Origin of the sequence: Streptomyces sp. NPDC050759, from assembly GCF_044456945.1 — a bacterium.
Taxonomy (GTDB): Bacteria; Actinomycetota; Actinomycetes; order Streptomycetales; family Streptomycetaceae; genus Streptomyces.
Genome location: NZ_JBITGI010000004.1, coordinates 75,243 through 92,031 on the forward strand (window position 1 = coordinate 75,243; position 16,789 = coordinate 92,031).

Annotated in this window: 18 protein-coding genes; 11 read left to right on the forward strand and 7 right to left on the reverse strand. The window is 72.1% G+C overall.

Translation table 11 applies throughout. The annotated features are described in order from the left end of the window. Positions 1 to 7: 7 nt before the first annotated feature. A complete protein-coding gene (locus tag ACIBJB_RS13830; RefSeq protein ID WP_398929990.1) occupies positions 8 to 436 on the reverse strand; it encodes a hypothetical protein in 429 nt (142 codons plus the stop codon). 52 nt (positions 437 to 488) lie between these two features. Here ACIBJB_RS13830 and ACIBJB_RS13835 point away from each other — a divergent pair, with 52 nt between their 5' ends. After that, on the forward strand, positions 489 to 935 hold the full coding sequence (locus ACIBJB_RS13835; protein ID WP_398929992.1) for a type II toxin-antitoxin system PemK/MazF family toxin: 447 nt from the start codon (positions 489 to 491) through the stop codon (positions 933 to 935). Between the two features lie 3 nt (positions 936 to 938). Here the strand turns inward: ACIBJB_RS13835 and ACIBJB_RS13840 are convergent, their stop codons facing one another. Beyond that, entirely contained in the window at positions 939 to 1,769 is an 831-nt protein-coding gene (locus tag ACIBJB_RS13840) for a TIGR02452 family protein (RefSeq protein WP_398929994.1), read from the reverse strand. A gap of 289 nt (positions 1,770 to 2,058) precedes the next feature. Between ACIBJB_RS13840 and egtA the strand changes: the two genes are divergently transcribed. Genes egtA through egtD form a run of 4 tightly spaced genes read left to right on the forward strand, consistent with a single transcriptional unit; the run spans position 2,059 to position 6,441 of the window. After that, a complete protein-coding gene (gene egtA / locus ACIBJB_RS13845; protein ID WP_398929996.1) occupies positions 2,059 to 3,363 on the forward strand; it encodes an ergothioneine biosynthesis glutamate--cysteine ligase EgtA in 1,305 nt (434 codons plus the stop codon). After that, entirely contained in the window at positions 3,360 to 4,703 is a 1,344-nt protein-coding gene (gene egtB / locus ACIBJB_RS13850; RefSeq protein ID WP_398929998.1) for an ergothioneine biosynthesis protein EgtB, read from the forward strand. The genes egtA and egtB overlap by 4 nt, the downstream gene beginning before the upstream one ends. Further along, on the forward strand, positions 4,703 to 5,482 hold the full coding sequence (gene egtC / locus ACIBJB_RS13855; RefSeq protein ID WP_398930000.1) for an ergothioneine biosynthesis protein EgtC: 780 nt from the start codon (positions 4,703 to 4,705) through the stop codon (positions 5,480 to 5,482). The genes egtB and egtC overlap by 1 nt, the downstream gene beginning before the upstream one ends. Beyond that, positions 5,479 to 6,441, forward strand: a complete 963-nt coding sequence (egtD, locus tag ACIBJB_RS13860; RefSeq protein ID WP_398930002.1) for an L-histidine N(alpha)-methyltransferase — start codon at positions 5,479 to 5,481, stop codon at positions 6,439 to 6,441. Before egtC ends, egtD begins: the two co-directional genes overlap by 4 nt. Positions 6,442 to 6,480: 39 nt before the next feature. Here egtD and ACIBJB_RS13865 read toward each other — a convergent pair whose 3' ends face one another. After that, a complete protein-coding gene (locus ACIBJB_RS13865) occupies positions 6,481 to 7,653 on the reverse strand; it encodes a MalY/PatB family protein (RefSeq protein WP_398930981.1) in 1,173 nt (390 codons plus the stop codon). A gap of 68 nt (positions 7,654 to 7,721) precedes the next feature. Between ACIBJB_RS13865 and ACIBJB_RS13870 the strand changes: the two genes are divergently transcribed. Then, positions 7,722 to 7,937, forward strand: coding sequence for a dodecin (locus ACIBJB_RS13870; RefSeq protein ID WP_398930004.1), 216 nt, complete (start codon positions 7,722 to 7,724; stop codon positions 7,935 to 7,937). 6 nt (positions 7,938 to 7,943) lie between these two features. Here ACIBJB_RS13870 and ACIBJB_RS13875 read toward each other — a convergent pair whose 3' ends face one another. Further along, the gene (locus ACIBJB_RS13875; protein ID WP_398930006.1) at positions 7,944 to 8,435 is read right to left on the reverse strand and encodes a hypothetical protein; all 492 of its coding nucleotides are present in this window, start codon (positions 8,433 to 8,435) and stop codon (positions 7,944 to 7,946) included. A gap of 84 nt (positions 8,436 to 8,519) precedes the next feature. Between ACIBJB_RS13875 and ACIBJB_RS13880 the strand changes: the two genes are divergently transcribed. The 3 genes from ACIBJB_RS13880 (at position 8,520) to rpmF (ending at position 10,416) form a co-directional block, all read left to right on the forward strand. Further along, positions 8,520 to 9,719: a right-handed parallel beta-helix repeat-containing protein gene (locus tag ACIBJB_RS13880; protein ID WP_398930008.1), complete on the forward strand. Its 1,200-nt coding sequence runs from the start codon at positions 8,520 to 8,522 to the stop codon at positions 9,717 to 9,719. A 52-nt stretch (positions 9,720 to 9,771) separates the two neighbouring features. Further along, the gene (locus tag ACIBJB_RS13885; RefSeq protein ID WP_398930010.1) at positions 9,772 to 10,182 is read left to right on the forward strand and encodes a (2Fe-2S) ferredoxin domain-containing protein; all 411 of its coding nucleotides are present in this window, start codon (positions 9,772 to 9,774) and stop codon (positions 10,180 to 10,182) included. A gap of 63 nt (positions 10,183 to 10,245) precedes the next feature. Continuing rightward, positions 10,246 to 10,416 (forward strand): 50S ribosomal protein L32, encoded by a 171-nt coding sequence (gene rpmF / locus ACIBJB_RS13890; protein ID WP_398930012.1) that lies wholly within the window; start codon positions 10,246 to 10,248, stop codon positions 10,414 to 10,416. A 34-nt stretch (positions 10,417 to 10,450) separates the two neighbouring features. Here rpmF and ACIBJB_RS13895 read toward each other — a convergent pair whose 3' ends face one another. After that, complete coding sequence (locus ACIBJB_RS13895) at positions 10,451 to 11,122, reverse strand: DNA polymerase beta superfamily protein (RefSeq protein WP_398930014.1); 672 nt, start codon at positions 11,120 to 11,122, stop codon at positions 10,451 to 10,453. A gap of 85 nt (positions 11,123 to 11,207) precedes the next feature. Here ACIBJB_RS13895 and ACIBJB_RS13900 point away from each other — a divergent pair, with 85 nt between their 5' ends. Together ACIBJB_RS13900 and ACIBJB_RS13905 are read left to right on the forward strand one after the other, a co-directional pair. Next, a complete protein-coding gene (locus ACIBJB_RS13900; RefSeq protein ID WP_398930016.1) occupies positions 11,208 to 12,206 on the forward strand; it encodes an LLM class flavin-dependent oxidoreductase in 999 nt (332 codons plus the stop codon). Between the two features lie 10 nt (positions 12,207 to 12,216). After that, a complete protein-coding gene (locus tag ACIBJB_RS13905; protein ID WP_398930018.1) occupies positions 12,217 to 14,565 on the forward strand; it encodes an ATP-binding cassette domain-containing protein in 2,349 nt (782 codons plus the stop codon). Between the two features lie 568 nt (positions 14,566 to 15,133). On the opposite strand, the gene ACIBJB_RS13910 is transcribed toward ACIBJB_RS13905, so the two are convergent. Beyond that, entirely contained in the window at positions 15,134 to 15,940 is an 807-nt protein-coding gene (locus ACIBJB_RS13910) for a lysophospholipid acyltransferase family protein (protein ID WP_398930020.1), read from the reverse strand. Then, entirely contained in the window at positions 15,940 to 16,710 is a 771-nt protein-coding gene (locus ACIBJB_RS13915; protein WP_398930022.1) for a GNAT family N-acetyltransferase, read from the reverse strand. Before ACIBJB_RS13915 ends, ACIBJB_RS13910 begins: the two co-directional genes overlap by 1 nt. Positions 16,711 to 16,789 lie beyond the last annotated feature (79 nt).

The following is a 16,789-nucleotide window of genomic DNA, read 5'->3' on the forward strand; positions in this document are numbered from 1 at the left end:
CCTGTGTTCACAGCGCCGACAACGTGACACCCAGGCCGAGCAGCGCGACGACCTTCGCCGCCTCGAAGGCGACGTAGAAGAGGTGGCCGCGCGAGCGGGGCAGGTCCTCGCCGGATAGGACGCGGTCGGAGCGACGGTTCAGACGGGGGCGGATCACGGCCAGTTGACCGACCAGCAGCACCACCGCGGCCACGGTCCAGCCGACGATCCGGCCCGGTGGGTCACCGGCGGCGACGGCCACGACCACCGCGGTGGCCAGGACGCACTCCACGACGTTCAGGGCCCGGAAGACCAGTCGCCCGATTCCCAGGCCGATGCGGACACTCACGCCCGGGGCGCGGAACTTCAGCGGCGCCTCCAGGAAGGAGATCGCCAGCACCATCCCCAGCCACACGAAGGTGACCGCGCTCGCCGTCGCTGCCGACGTTGGGTTCATCCAACCGACCGTACCGCTCGCCCGGTTCGCGGGACGCCTTAAGGTTCCCCACGTGACTGCGTTTACCGATGAGAACGTCCCCGGCCGCTTCGGCGCCACCGCCACCACCGAGGCCGATCCCCGCGAGGTCGGCAGGGTGCGCACCGAGTACTCCCCCGCGCACGACGGCGACCCCGATCCCGGCGAGATCGTGTGGACCTGGGTGCCCTTCGAGGAGAACGACGGACGCGGCAAGGACCGTCCCGTGCTCGTGGTCGCCCGGGAGGCGGCCGGCACCTTCCTGGCCGTACAGCTGTCGAGCAAGCGGCACGACGGGGACCGGGAGTGGGTGCCGATCGGCAGCGGGCCCTGGGACCGGACCGGGCGGGACTCCTGGGTGGACGTCGACCGCGTCCTGCGCCTCCACGAGGACGGCATGCGCCGGGAGGCGTGCGAGCTGGACCGGGGGCGGTTCAACCTGGTCAGGCAGCGGCTTCATGAGCGGTACGGCTGGACCTGACGGCTACCCCTTCCGGAGCAGGCGCTCCGCCGTAAACGCCCGTTCGAACGCCGCCCGCACCGTTGCGTCCCGCGTCCGGTCCAGCACACCGAACACCACGTGCTCGAAGGCCCCGGCGAACCGTCCGCCGGGCTCGAGCAGCGCCCGGAACGCCCCCGCCACCTGGGCGGGGTCGTTCTGGAAGACCCCGCACCCCCAGGCGCCCAGCACCAGCCGCCGGTAGCCCTCCGCGACGGCGACCGACAGCACCTGCCCGGCCCGCGCCGCGAGGGCTCGTGGCAGCTCGGCGGCCCGCTCGGGTGCCGTGCGCCGGACCACCCCGGCGTTCGGGGCGGCCGCCGTCAGGAACCCCACGAGATGTGCCGCCTCCAGCAGACGGCCGCGATCGTCCCGGAACACCGGCACGGCCGGTGAGTGGATGACCCGGTCGGTGTAGAACGGGTCGCGGTGGGCCCGGTGGTGGTCGTAGAACGCGCGGGCCTCCAACTGGCAGGTGTACAGCGCGGACGCCCGGCACAGGGCCTCTTCCTGTGCCTGGGCGCCGTTCAGGTAACCGCCGCCCGGATTGCGCGCCGAGGCGAAGTTCAGCACGGCGGTGCGCCCGCCGAGCCGATGGGCCGCCTCCAGGCTGCTCTCGCCCGTGACCTCGAAGAACGTGTCCACGGCGACGAAGGCCGGCACCTCCACGGGCCCCGGTCCGTACATCCGTGTGCCCGCCCGTGCCGCCTCGATCTCGGCGGCAACGGAGACCTCGTGCCCGTCCGGGGCTCGATAGCGCCCCGCCGCGACGATCTGTTCCGTCTCCTGGGCGATCCCGCGCAGCCGCGCGCTCATGGCGCCACCCCCGTGAGCGCCATGACCGCACGCCGCGCGGTCTCCCCCGTCGTACTCATGGAGGAATCGTGGGCGATGACACGGATGCGGTGCAACAGAGTTTCCGGGGCCCGCCACAGCAGGAAAACGCCTCGAAAACCCCGGGAAAACGGAGATCCACAGCCCCTAATGCAAGGGTGTGCCCCCTTGTGCGGAACGAGATGAGCGTCTTGGGTGGGACGAGCGTTGCCGGTCCGACCCACCTGATCCCCGGACTGGTGGCATGGTGGAATCTCAGGAGGATCCCGACATGTCCGACACACCCAGCGGCTGTACGCCGGGCGACTGTACGAAGCCCCGTACATCCCTGCCCGAAGCCGAGCTCGAGGCCCTGGTCCGTGGCATCTGCTTCAAGACGGGCCCGCCCCGCCGTATCGGGGTGGAAGTGGAATGGCTCGTGCACGAGCTGAGCAGCCCTCGGCTCCCCGTCACATCCGAACGACTCGCGGCGGCCTACGCCGCACTGCGGACCGTGCCCCTGAAGTCGGCGCTCACCGTCGAACCGGGCGGTCAGCTGGAGCTGAGTTCTCAGCCCGCTGACTCCCTGATGGAGTGCATCGGTACCGTCTCCGCCGACCTCGCCGCCGTCCGGGCGGCCCTCGCCGAGCACGGCCTCGGCCTCGTCGGCATCGGCCACGACCCCTGGCATCCGCCCCGCAGGTATCTGCACGAACCGCGCTACGACGCCCTGGAGACCTGCCTCGACCGCACCGGCCCGGCGGGCCGCGCGATGATGTGCACCTCGGCCTCCGTGCAGGTGTGCGTGGACGCCGGACACGAGGAGCCCGGTCCCCTCGGCCTCGGACGACGCTGGTGGCTGGCGCACCAGCTGGGCCCGGTCCTGGTGGCCGCCTTCGCCAACTCCCCGCTCGCCGGTGCCGAGCCCACCGGCTGGCTCTCGACCCGCCAGCTGCTGTGGACGGAGATCGGCAAGGAGCGGGCGGGCGGCCCCTCCCTGGACACCGACCCCCGCACCGCCTGGGCCCGGCACGTCCTGGACGCGCCGGTGATGTGCATACGTCGGGACAGCGGCCCCTGGGACGTCCCGGAGGGGCTCACCTTCCGGGAGTGGGCCAGGTCGTCAGTGCCCCGGCAGCCGACCCGGGAGGATCTCGACTACCACGTCTCCACCCTGTTCCCGCCGGTCAGACCGCGCGGCCATCTCGAGCTGCGCATGATCGACGCCCAGCCGGGCGAGGACGGCTGGATCGTGCCGCTCGCGGTGACGACGGCGCTCTTCGACGACCCCGAGGCCGCCGAGACCGCCTACCGGGTGGTGAAGCCGCTGGCCGAACGCACCCTCTCGCTGCCCGCGCCGCACAACCCGCTGTGGATCGACGCGGCCCGCCACGGCCTGGCCGACCCCGAACTGCACGAGGCGGCGATCGCCTGCTTCGGGACGGCCCTGGAGGCGCTGCCACGGCTGGGCGCCACGCCCGAGGTCACGGACGCCGTCGAAACGTATCTGCATCGCTATGTGATCCGGGGCCGGTGCCCCGCCGACGATCTGCTGGACCGGACGCACGGTTCGCTCGGGAAGGAAATCCGCACATGACCAACCCGTCCGTCGACCCCTCCAACGACCCCTCCGTCGATCCCGAGGCCTTCCGCGAGCGGGCCGTGACCACCCTGGTCACCGCCCGGGACCGCACGACCCTCCTCACCAGCTGTGTCGAGGACCCCGACCTGACCGCCCAGCACTCGCCGCTCATGTCGCCGCTCGTGTGGGACCTCGCCCACATCGGCAACCAGGAGGAGCAGTGGCTGCTGCGGACCGTCGCCGGACAGGAGGCGATACGGCCCGAGATCGACGGCATCTACGACGCCTTCGAGCACCCACGCTCCGAACGCCCCACACTGCCCCTGCTGTCGCCCGCGGAGTCCCGGCGCTACGCGGCGGAGGTACGCGGGCGGGTGCTGGACGTCCTGGAGGGCGCCGCGCTCCACGGGACCCGGCTCACCGAGGCCGGGTTCGCGTTCGGGATGATCGCGCAGCACGAACAGCAGCATGACGAGACGATGCTGATCACCCATCAGCTCCGCAAGGGGCCCCAGGCCCTGACCGCCCCCGACCCGGAACCGGCCCCGCTGTTCACCGGCCCGGCCGAAGTCCTCGTGCCCGGCGGCCCGTTCACCATGGGGACCTCCGACGAGCCGTGGGCGCTGGACAACGAACGCCCGGCGCACCGGCGTGAGGTGGACCCCTTCTACATCGACACCACTCCGGTGACCAACGCCGAGTACCAGGCCTTCATCGAGGACGGCGGCTACGACACCGAGGGCTGGTGGGCTCCGGCCGGGTGGGCACACATCCGCAAGCATTCCATCCACGCCCCGCTGTTCTGGAGCCGCGACGGCAAGCAGTGGCTGCGCAGGCGCTTCGGCGTCACCGAGGTCGTGCCGCCCGACGAGCCGGTGGTCCACGTCTGCTGGTACGAGGCCGACGCCTACGCCCGCTGGGCCGGACGGCGGCTGCCCACCGAGGCCGAGTGGGAGAAGGCGGCCCGCCACGACCCGGCCGGCGGCCGCTCGACCCGCTACCCGTGGGGCGACGCCGACCCCGCGCCCGAGCACGCCAACCTGGGCCAACGGCACCTGCGACCCGCCCCCGCCGGCAGCTACCCGCAGGGCGAATCGCCGCTCGGTGTCAGGCAGTTGATCGGTGACGTATGGGAGTGGACGGCGAGCGACTTCGAGCCCTACCCCGGGTTCCAGGCGTTCCCGTACAAGGAGTACTCGGAGGTGTTCTTCGGCCCCGACCACAAGGTGCTGCGGGGTGGTTCGTTCGCCGTGGACGCGGTGGCCTGCCGGGGCACGTTCCGCAACTGGGACTATCCGATCCGGCGGCAGATCTTCTCCGGCTTCCGCACGGCCCGTTCTTCGGGTGCCGTCTGATGTGCCGTCATCTGGCGTACCTGGGACCCGCGGAGCCGCTCGGCAGCCTCCTCGTGGCGCCCCCGCACAGTCTCTACCGCCAGTCCTGGGCGCCCAGACGGCAGCGGTACGGCACCGTCAACGCCGATGGTTTCGGGGTCGGTTGGTACGCCGAGGGCGACCCGGTCCCGGCCCGGTACCGACGGGCCGGCCCCATCTGGGCGGACCTGTCCTTCGCGGACCTGGCACGGGTCGTGCACAGCACGGCGATCCTGGCCGCCGTACGGGACGCGACCCTGGCGGGAGCCGACGCCGAGGCCGCCGCGGCGCCGTACGCCTCGGGGCCCTGGCTGTTCAGCCACAACGGCGCGGTCAAGGGGTGGCCCCATTCCCTGGCGCCCCTGACCGCCGCGCTGCCCCCGGCGGATCTGCTGTCGATGGAGGCCCGCAACGACTCGGCGTTCGTGTGGGCGTTGGTCCTGAACCGGCTGCACGGCGGCGACGAGGAGGGTCAGGCGCTGGCCGACACGGTCCTGGAGGTCGCCGAGGCGGCCCCGGGCTCCCGGCTCAACCTCCTGCTGACCAACGGGGAGTCCATCGCCGCGACCGCCTGGGGCGACACCCTCTGGTACTTCCAGCGTCCCGGCGGCGGCACGGTCGTGGCCTCCGAGCCGTACGACGACGATCCGCACTGGCAGGAGGTCCCCGACCGCACTCTGCTCGCGGCGAGCCGCACCGATGTCCTGCTCACACCGCTCAAGGAACCGTCCGCGGAACCACTCGAGGAGCCCAGCACGTGAGTCCGTTCCTTCTGACCCGCACCCTGCCCGAGGACGCCACCGAGGCCGCCCTGCGCGCCGATGTCCTCAAGGGCCTGACACACACACCGAAGACCCTGCCGCCGAAGTGGTTCTACGACGCCCACGGCAGCGAACTCTTCGAGCAGATCACCGAGTTGCCCGAGTACTACCCGACCCGCGCCGAACGGGAGATCCTCGTCGCGCGCTCCGGCGAGATCGCCGCGGCGACCGGTGCCCGCACCCTGGTCGAGCTGGGCTCCGGTTCGTCGGAGAAGACCCGGTACCTGCTCGACGCGCTGGCCGGGCTGCACACGTACGTGCCGGTCGACGTCAGCGAGAGTGCCCTCACCCAGGCCGGGCACGCGCTCATCGCCCAGCGGCCGGAGCTGAGCGTGCACGCGCTGATCGCCGACTTCACGGGCGGCCTGTCCCTGCCGGAGACGCCGGGTCCGCGCCTGGTGGCCTTCCTCGGCGGCACGATCGGCAACCTGCTGCCGGTCGAGCGCGCCGCGTTCCTCGCCTCCGTCCATGCCCTGCTCTCGCCCGGTGACGCGCTGCTGCTCGGCACGGACCTGGTCAAGGACGAGAAGGTGCTGGTCAGGGCGTACGACGACGCGGCCGGGGTGACGGCCGACTTCAACAAGAACGTCCTGACCGTCGTCAATCGCGAGCTGGGTGCCGACTTCGATCCCGGCGCCTTCGACCACGTGGCCCTGTGGGACGCCGAGAACGAGTGGATCGAGATGCGGCTGCGCTCCCGTACGGAGCAGACCGTGAAGGTCCCCGCGCTCGACCTGGCCGTCGACTTCGCGGCGGACGAGGAGTTGCACACCGAGATCTCGGCGAAGTTCCGCAAGGAGGGCGTCCGTGCCGAACTGGCGGCCGTCGGGCTGGAGTTGGCGCACTGGTGGACGGACAGCGAGGGCCGGTTCGCGCTGTCGCTGAGCGTGGTGCGGTAGCCCGGACCCGCGGGGGCCGGTTCGCGCCGGTCCCCGCGGTCAGTCGAGGGCCGCGGCCATCCGCCGGACCGCCTCGGTGATCAGCTCGGGCGAGGTCGCGAGGTTCAGCCGTACGAAGCCGGCGCCCCCGGTGCCGAACGGGATACCGGAGTTCAGGGCGACCCGGCCACGTTCCAGGAAGACGTCCGCCGGATCGCCGCGCAGGTCCAGCGCGCGGCAGTCCAGCCAGGCGAGGTAGGTGGCCTGGGCCGGTGCGTAGCGCACGGCGGGCAGCGCCTCGGCGAGGAGCTGGGCCAGCAGCCGGCGGTTGTCGTCGAGGCCGGTGAGCAGGGCGTCCAGCCAGGCGCCGCCGTCCCGCAGCGCGGCGGTGTGGGCGATGACGCCGACATGGCTGGGACCGTGACCGACCTCTTCGGGAAGGCGCGCGAGGTCGTCGGCCGCGTCGGGCCCGGCGACGGCCACGGCGGCTTTGAGTCCGGCGAGGTTCCACGCCTTGGAGGCCGACATCAGCGACAGCCCGCTCCCCGCGCCGGGCACACTCAGGTAGGGGACGAACGTCGCACCCGCCGCCATGAGCGGGGCGTGGATCTCGTCGGCCACGACCCGCACTCCGTACGTCCGCGCCAGCGCCGCCACGTCCACCAGTTCTTGGGCGGAGTGGACGGTGCCGGTCGGGTTGTGCGGGCTGCACAACAGATAGACGGGCCGGGCCGCGCCCTTCCGCACCCGCCGGAAGACGTCCTCCAGGACCTCGAAGTCGATCCGGCCGTCCGCACCGAGCGGAGCCTCGACGACCCGCCGGTCCATGTTCCCGACGAACTGGTAGAAGGGCGGGTAGACGGGCGAGTTGACGACCACCGGATCGCCCGGTCCGCAGACCAGCTTGAGCATCTCTACGATGCCCAGCATCACGTCCGGGACGATCGCCGTGCGCTCGACCGCGAGGCCGTCCCAGTTCCACCGCTTGCTCGCGAAGCCGGCCAGCGCCTCGGCGTACGCAGTCCCGGCCGGATACCCGGTGTCCCCCAGCGCCACCGCGTCCCGGACGGCCTGCGCGACCGGCTCGGCCAGGGGGACGTCCATCTCGGCGACCCACAGCGGCAGTACGTCCTGCGGGTAGGTCCGCCACTTCATGCTCGTACGCCGTCGGAGCTGCTCCAGGGTGAGCCGGCGCAGGGGATTCAGTTCGGTGGGGGAGGTGTCACGCGGCATACCGTCCATGGGTCAACGATAGGTTCGGACGGCTCGCGTTCCGCCGCCGCCTGGGGCACGGTGGAACCATGACGAACCACACCTACCGGGTGACCGAGATCGTCGGCACCTCACCCGACGGCGTCGACCAGGCGATCCGCAACGGCATCGCCCGTGCCTCGCAGACCCTCCGCAACCTCGACTGGTTCGAGGTGACCCAGGTGCGGGGCCAGATCGAGGACGGACAGATCGAGCACTGGCAGGTAGGGCTGAAGGTCGGCTTCCGCCTGGACGAGTCCGACTGACGGTTCTCAGGTCCGCCCCTCCCGCTCCTGCGCCACCTCCAGCGCGGCGGAAGGGGCGGTCCAGCGTGCCCGTACGACGGTGAATCCGGCCCGTTCGGCGTCCTCGCAGACCAACTCGTCGTCGTCCACCAGGACCCGGATCTCGCGGGTGCGGGCGAGCCGCTTGAGGATCTCCAGCTTGGTGCGCCGGGCGGGCCGCCGGTCGTCGTTGCGCCGCATGTACACACGCCCCTCGGGGAGCCCCTGTGCGGCGAGCCAGGCGAGCGTGTCGCGCCGGCAGCGCTCGGGCCGCCCGGTGAGGTAGCGGATCTCGCACTCCTCGGCGCGCTCCCGCACCAGCGCGATGCCCTCGGGGATCGGCGGATCCTCGGGCGCGGCCGCGAAGAAGGCGTCCCAGTCGCGGGGCCTGCGCTCCAGGAACCGCTGCCGGTGGCCCGTGTCGGCCAGGGTGTTGTCCAGGTCGAACACGGCGAGCGGGCGCTTGTCGCTTTCGGTCACACGACCCACCCTAGACCCGGCAACCTTCCCGCCCCGGGCGACCACTCCCCCTCGACAGAGCAGTAGGCCGAGGCGGGAGACTCCATGCGTGTGTACACGGCGATCTGGACGGCGGCACTGGTGGGCGCGGCCCTGGCGTTACCGGTGACCGAGGCGTCCGCGGCGCCGACGACCCTGATCGTGGCGACGAACGGGAACGACAGCGCCCCCGGCACCCTCGCCCAGCCGCTGCGCACGGTCCAACGGGCCGTCGACCTGGCGAAGCCCGGCGACACCATCGCCGTACGGGCCGGGACTTACGCGCTCACCGACAACATCACCATCGCCGGCTCCGGCACCGCGTCCCAGCCCATCTCTCTCGGCGCCTACCAGGGCGAGCGGGTCGTGATCGACGGCGAGCAGCTCGCCGCGAGCCACACCCCGGTCGGCGGCAGCATCCCGCGGGCCGAGCGCGGGGCGATCCACCAGGAGGCCTCCTACTGGCGGATCTCGGACCTGGAGATCGTGAACGGGCCCTACGGCGTCTACTGCGACGGGTGCAACGGCAATGTCTTCGCCCGTCTGAAGACCCATGACAACTACGAGTCCGGCTTCCAGCTCCAGGGCGCCTCCAGCAACAACCAGATCCTGAACCTGGACAGTTACGCCAACCGCGACCCGCGCAAGAACGGCGAGAGCGCGGACGGGCTGGCCATCAAGGAGGGTTCGGGGACCGGCAACGTGGTGCGGGGCGCCAGGCTGTGGAACAACGTCGACGACGGCTTCGACGACTGGAAGTTCACCTCGCCGGTCACCGTCGAGAACACGATCGCGTACGGCAACGGATTCAACCGCTGGAACTTCCCCGACTTCGCGGGCGACGGCAACGGCTTCAAGCTCGGCGGCGGCAGCCCGGCACCAGCGGTGGCGCACACCCTGCGCAACTCGATCGCCTTCAAGAACGCGGCGCACGGCGTGACGGACAACGGCAACACCGGCGCCCTCGCCCTGACCCGCAACTCGACGTGGGCCAACGGCGGTACGGGGTTCGACGCCGACGTCTCGGGTGGCAAGGCCAAGCTGACCGGGAACCTGTCCGTCGCCGACACCAAGGCCGCCGCACTCGGCTCGGCGACCGTCTCCAGCGGCAACTCCTGGGATCTGGGCGGCACCTGGAACACGTCCTCGGTGCTGAGCACTGACCCGGCGCCGCTCACCGGCGCACGCGGGGCCGACGGTTCACTGCCGTCGGCGCCGTCGTTCCTGGTGCCGCGGAGCGGGGCCGCCGTAGGAGCGAGGTTCTGATCCGGCCGACCCGGTAGCACGGGGCGCGCACCGTATGGATCATGCTTCTCCCATGCCCTCGACGCCCCGCACCTCCCTGATCGGCTCCGCCTCCTGCACCGTCGTCGTCTGCCGGGGCTGCTGCTGCGGCGATGCCCACAAAAACCCCGGCACCGACCATGCCTGGCAGTTGGAGCTGCTGCGGGCGGGGGCGGCCGAGCACGGCTTCCAGGTCCGTACGACCGACTGCCTGGGCCCCTGCGACCAGGCGAACGTCATCGTCGTGCGGCCCTCCGCCGCCGGGCGCCGGGCGGGTGGCCGGGCCGCGTGGATCGGGTTCGTCATGGACGACGAGGGCACCGAGGACGTCGTGCGGTGGGTGGCCTCGGGCGGACCGGGGGTTGCCGAGCCGCCGCTCACGCTGGAGCTGCAGTTCATCGAGCCCCCGCGGGAGGCCCGGGTACGGTCCCGTCGCCGGCGTTGATTGTTAATGGGATCCATTTTCATGTAGCGTCCTCGGTGCTCACCCACCGAGGAGGTTCACGCCATGGCTGTCCCCAAGCGGAAGATGTCCCGCAGCAACACCCGCCACCGCCGTTCGCAGTGGAAGGCCACCACCACCCAGCTGGTGCCGGTCACGATCGAGGGCGTCGCCCATCTCGTCCCGCAGCACCTGGTCAAGGCGTACGAGCGCGGCCTGCTGCGCCCCGAGGACTGAGGGCCCGGCCCAGCTGGTTCAACTGGAGACCCGCTCACGCCGCCGTGTCGTAGAACTCCGCGCGGACGCGGCGCAGCCACGCCTCGGCCGGTCGCTCGTCGGGCCGGTCCGGCAGCACACTGCGGGTCTCGGCGAACGCGGTCTCGTAGTGGGCGAGCAGTGACCGGGCCGAGGCGGGATCGGCGGCGACGGCGTCCCCGAAGCGGTGGTACTCCTCGGGGTCCACGACCCGCACCGCGAGCCGTCCGGTGGTGTACAGCTCCAGACCCTGGTGGCAGAGCCGCTTCAGATGCCGGGCGTGCTTGGCGGTGCGATGGTCGCCGGCGCGGCTCTCCAGTTTCCTGAACTGCTGGGTGGCGTACCCGAGATAGGCGTCCCGGACCCGCTGGGCGCTCAGGAACGACCCGCGGATGCCGACGAGTTCGTCGCCCAGCGGGGTGCGCACCTCGTACAGCTCGTCCGGCAGCCAGACCAGCTCCATGACGGTCGGATTGCCACCGAGGGCGAGCCGGCACCACTTCGCCGCCTCGTGCAGGGTGCGGTCCGGTGCCGTGCTGACGTGGGACTCCTTCGGCGTGTGCAGGCCGAGCAGGGTCTCGGTGGGCGCGGCGAACATGCCGAGCCGGTCCACGTCGGATCCCTCGCGGGCGAGTCCGTACGCGGTCGAGCCGACGATGCCGGAGAGCAGGATGTTCTGGACGGTCACGCGGTCCATTGTGCTGACCTGCGGCGATCGCGGTCATCCGGTTTTCCGGCGGGAATACCGCCCCCGGTCACGTGTTGAACCCTGTGTGAGTTCCGTGATCGCCGCCACCCGCTTCTCCGTCCTGGACCGCTCCCGCACCCGCGAGGGCGGCACGAACGCGCAGGCGCTGCGGGACACCGTCCGGCTGGCGCGTGAGCTGGAGGGGCTCGGCTACCACCGGTTCTGGGTCTCGGAGCACCACGGCGTGCCGGGAGTCGCGGGCTCCGCGCCGACCGTGCTGGCGGCCGCCGTCGCCTCCGCGACGGAGAGGATCCGGGTCGGCACCGGCGGTGTGATGCTGCCCAACCACCAACCCCTGGTCGTCGCCGAACAGTTCGGAGTCCTTGAGTCCCTCTTCCCCGGCCGGATCGACATGGGCCTGGGTCGCTCGGTGGGGTTCACCGACGGTGTGCGCAAGGCGCTGGGCCGCGGCAAGGACGACGCCGACGACTTCGCCGTACAGCTGGAGGAGCTGCTGGGCTGGTTCCGCGGCACCTCCCCGACGGGCGTGCACGCCCGACCGGCCGAAGGCCTCACCGTGCCGCCTTTTGTGCTGGCCATGGGCGAGGGAGCCGCGATCGCGGCGCGCGCGGGCCTGCCGATGGTCATCGGCGACCTCAGGAGCCGCGACAGGATGCAGCGCGGCATCGACCACTACCGCGCGCACTTCCGGCCCTCTTCCTGGGCGCGGGAGCCGTACGTCGTCATCTCCGGGACGGTCGCGGTGGCCGCCACCCCACAGGAGGCACGGCGCCTGCTGGTCCCGGAGGCCTGGGCGATGGCGTACTCCCGCACCCACGGCACCTTTCCGCCGCTCCCGCCCGTGGAGCGCGTCGAGGGTCTGGCGATGACGGAGAAGGAACGAGGCTTCTACGAGGGCGGTCTCGCCGGGCACATCGCCGGCACCGAGGAACAGGTCGCCCACGAGCTGGAGACGGTGCTCAAGGAGACGGCGGCGCAGGAGGTCCTGGTCACGACCAGTACGTACGACCGCGAGGCCCTGCTGGACTCCTATCGGCGGCTGGCGACGATCACCTCCGGTTAAAGTCGTTTACATGTACGCCCCCCACGGCTCCCACGACCCCTACGTCCGCGTCCGCGGTGCCCGTGAGCACAATCTCCAAGGGGTCGATGTCGACATTCCGCGGGATGTGCTGGCCGTGTTCACGGGGGTGTCCGGGTCGGGCAAGTCGTCGCTGGCGTTCGGGACGATCTACGCGGAGGCTCAGCGACGGTACTTCGAGTCGGTGGCTCCGTACGCGCGCCGACTGATCCATCAGGTCGGCGCGCCGAAGGTCGGGGAGATCACCGGACTGCCGCCCGCCGTCTCGCTCGAGCAGCGTCGCTCGGCGCCGACGTCCCGCTCGTCCGTGGGGACCGTCACCAATCTCTCGAACTCGCTGCGCATGCTGTTCTCCCGGGCCGGTGACTACCCGCCGGGCGCCCAACGGCTCGACTCGGACTCCTTCTCCCCCAATACGGCGGTCGGCGCCTGCCCGGAGTGTCACGGCCTGGGCCGCGTCCACCGTACGACCGAGCAGTCGCTGGTGCCCGACCCGTCGCTGTCGATCCGGGAGGGCGCGATCGCGGCGTGGCCCGGTGCCTGGCAGGGCAAGAACCTGCGGGACATCCTCGACGCGCTCGGTCACGACGTGGACCGGCCGTGGCGCGAACTGCCCGCCGAAGAGCGCGAGTGGATCCTGTTCACCGACGAGCAACCGGTCGTCACCGTGCACCCGGTGCGGGACGCGGACCGCATTCAACGCCCGTACCAGGGTACGTACATGAGCGCCCGCCGCTATGTCCTGAAGACGTTCGCGGACTCCAAGAGCCAGACGCTGAAGGCGAAAGCGGAACGGTTCCTGGTCTCCACCCCGTGCCCGGTCTGCGGCGGCAGCAGGCTGCGTCCGGAGGCGCTGGCGGTCACCTTCGCGGGCCGCACGATCGCCGACCTCGCGGCACTGCCGCTGACGGAGCTGGCCGCCTCGCTGGTCGCCCGCGGCGAAACCGCGCGGGTCCTCACCGACGACCTGAGGTCCCGTATCGCGCCCGTCCTCGAGCTCGGTCTCGGCTATCTCAGCCTGGACCGCGCGACGCCCACCCTGTCCGCGGGTGAACTCCAACGGCTGCGGCTGGCCACCCAGTTGCGGTCCGGGTTGTTCGGAGTCGTGTACGTCCTCGACGAACCCTCCGCCGGACTGCACCCCGCGGACACCGAGGCCCTCCTCACCGTGCTGGCGCGGCTCAAGGCGGCCGGCAACTCGGTGTTCGTGGTGGAGCACCAGCTGGACGTCATGCGCGGGGCGGACTGGCTGGTGGACGTCGGGCCGCTGGCGGGTGAGCACGGCGGGCGGGTGCTGCACAGCGGTCCGGTGGAGGAGCTGGCCACGGTCGCGGAGTCGGCGACGGCTCGGTTCCTGTTCGACCGGTCCCCCGTGGTGAAGCGTGAAGTGCGGTCGTGGCGCGCCCGGTTGACGGTCGGTCCGGTCGACCGGCACAACCTGCGCGGGGTGACGGCCGAGTTCCCCCTCGGCGTGTTCACCGCGGTGACCGGGGTGTCGGGCTCGGGCAAGTCCACGCTGGTCGGCGAGATCACGGAGGAGCGGGAGGAGGTGGGCCGGCTGGTCTCGGTCGACCAGAAGCCGATCGGCCGGACCCCGCGCTCCAACCTGGCGACCTACACGGGCCTGTTCGACGTCGTGCGCAAGGTCTTCGCCGGCACCGAGGAGGCGCGTGAACGCGGCTACGGGGTGGGCCGGTTCTCCTTCAACGTGGCGGGAGGGCGCTGCGAGACCTGCCAGGGAGAGGGGTTCGTCAGCGTCGAGCTGCTCTTCCTTCCGAGCACCTACGCGCCCTGCCCGGACTGCGGCGGGGCCCGCTACAACCCCGCCACGCTCGAGGTGACGTACCGGGGACGGAACATCGCCCAGGTGCTGGACCTCACGGTGGAGTCGGCGGCGGACTTCTTCGCGGACACCCCGGCCGTGGCCCGCAGTCTGGCCACCCTCCTCGACGTCGGCCTCGGCTACCTCCGCCTCGGCCAGCCCGCCACCGAACTCTCCGGCGGCGAGGCCCAGCGCATCAAGCTGGCGAGCGAACTCCAGCGCGTCCGCCGCGCCCACACCCTGTACCTCCTCGACGAACCCACGACCGGCCTCCACCCGGCCGACGTGGAGGTCCTCATGCGCCAGCTCCACGGCCTCGTCGACGCCGGTCACACGGTGATCGTCGTCGAGCACGACATGTCGGTCGTGGCGGGCGCGGACTGGGTCATCGACCTGGGCCCGGGCGGCGGGGACGCCGGCGGACGGATCGTGGCGGCAGGAACGCCGGGGAAAGTGGCCGAGGTGGAGGGGAGCGCCACGGCCCCCTATCTGGCCCGGGCACTGACGTCGGGCACCTGAACTCGGTGAGCCCTGGTCCGGGGGCCGTGACTCCGGCCGGGCACGCGACACGGGCGTCCGAATCCACCGGCTCCAGCTCAAGGCCGGTCACCTTGGCCGGATACCGGCCACAGGCACCTGACACCGCCGATCCGACACGCTGGCCCCCAGCCCACCGCGGGCACCAGACACAGACACCCGAAGCCGCCGGCCCCAGCCCGGAACCCGCCACCCGACCCAGGCACCAGACACAGACACCTCACTCCGCCGACCCGACACCCCGGCCGCCAGTCCGCCCAGGGCACTGGGCGCGGGCACCCGGATCTGCCGGCCCCAACCCAAAGCCCGCCGCCCTGACCTGGGCACCGATATACAAGCCCCGCCTCCATCAGCCCGACCGCCGGCCCGGGGCTTGGGTACGGGCGGTGCCCGCCCCCTGACGGACCCCGCCGTGTGCCGTCGCTCGGCAGGCTCAGGGCTGTTGGCCGCCGGGCGGTCGGCCTTGCCGCCGTGGCCGTCAAAGTGTCAGTCGTCGGCCAGGGCTGTTGGCCGCCGGGCGGTCGGCCTTGCCGCCGTGGCCGTCAAAGTGTCAGTCGTCGGCCGTGTGCTCCCCGGTGCGCCCGTGGCACGAGCAGGACTGCGCCGCCCGGGCCAGTGAGCGGCGGTCGGGGTGGCTGCCCGGGGTGACCGGGGCCACGACCTCCACCTCGGCCATCAGCCCCCGTGCCGACACCACCCGCCACACCGACGTGAGCAGGGAGTCGTCGCCGATGAAGGCGGGGGCCGTGCTGGAGCCGCCGTCGGCGAGCCGATAGCGCAGGCTCACCGGCTGGACGGGCACGCCGGCGTCCAGGGCCGCCTGGAACACCGCGCGACGGAAGTGGCCCTGGGCGCGGCCGCACCAGGTGCTGCCCTCGGGGAAGACGGCGACCGCGGAGCCGCCGCGCAGCGCGTCGGCGATCCGGGAGACCGTGTCCGGGAGGGCACGCAGCCGGTCCCGCTCGATGAACAGTGCGCCACTGCGGGCCGTCAGCCATCCCGCCACGGGCCACTGCCGGATCTCGGACTTGGCGAGCATCCGCGCGGGGCGTACCGCGGCGAGCAGCGGGATGTCCAGCCACGAGATGTGGTTGGCGACCAGGAGCACCCCGCCCGGGGGCGTGGCGGCGCCGGACATGCGGACCCGGACCCCCGAGGCCCGCACCACCGCCCGGCACCACCACCTGACCGCGCCGGCCGGGATCAACCGGCCGACCGGCAGCAACGCGATCCCGGCGAGCAGCACCGAAGCGACCGCGAGGAGCCGCAGCACGGCACGGGGTACGGCCGTGGCGGCCCCCGTCCGCTCCACACACGCCCCCGGGGTGCAGGGCGCGCTGGGCAGCCAGACGCTCATCAGGCCGGGGCGAGCGAGAGGAAGTGCCGCAGATAGCGGGCGTTGACCCGGCGCATCGACAGCAGCACGTACATGTCGGCGACCCCGAAGTCCGGGTCGTGGGCGGGCTGACCGCACACCCAGGCGCCGAGGCGGAGGTAGCCGCGCAGCAGCGGGGGCAGCTCGGTGTGGGCGGCGGGCGTACCCTCTGCCGGCGCCCAGGGCAGCAGGGGCCGTACCCGGAACTCCTCGGGAGCCAGGTACTTGGTGCGCACCCGGTCCCAGGTGCCGGCCGCGAGCGCGCCGCCGTCGGCGAGCGGGATCGAGCAGCAGCCGGCCAGCCAGTCGTGGCCGCGGTCCACCATGTAGCGGGCGATCCCGGCCCAGATGAGACCGATGACGGCCCCGTCGCGGTGGTCGGGGTGCACGCAGGAGCGGCCGACCTCGACGAGGCCCGGGCGGATCGCGTCGAGCGGCGCGAGGTCGAACTCGCCCTCCGAGTACAGGCGTCCGGCCACCGCGGCCCGCTCCGGGGGCAGCAGCCGGTAGGTGCCGACGACCTGGCCGGTCACGGTGTCGCGGACGAGCAGGTGGTCGCAGTAGGCGTCGAAGCCGTCCACGTCGAGGCCGGGTTCCGGGGTGGACAGGAGGGCGCCCATCTCCCCGGCGAACACGTCGTGGCGCAGCCGCTGCGCGGCCCGTACGTCGTCCTCGTCACGGGCCAGGCTGACGGTGTAGCGGGTGGGGGCGACGCTCTGCGGGGGACGGTCCAGGGTGGAAACGCCGTTCATGGCACTCTCCAGGTCACAGGCGGAGGCGGCGAGCGGTGCCGCTGTCCCTGTTCTCCCGACGCCGGTTGGCGTGTACGTG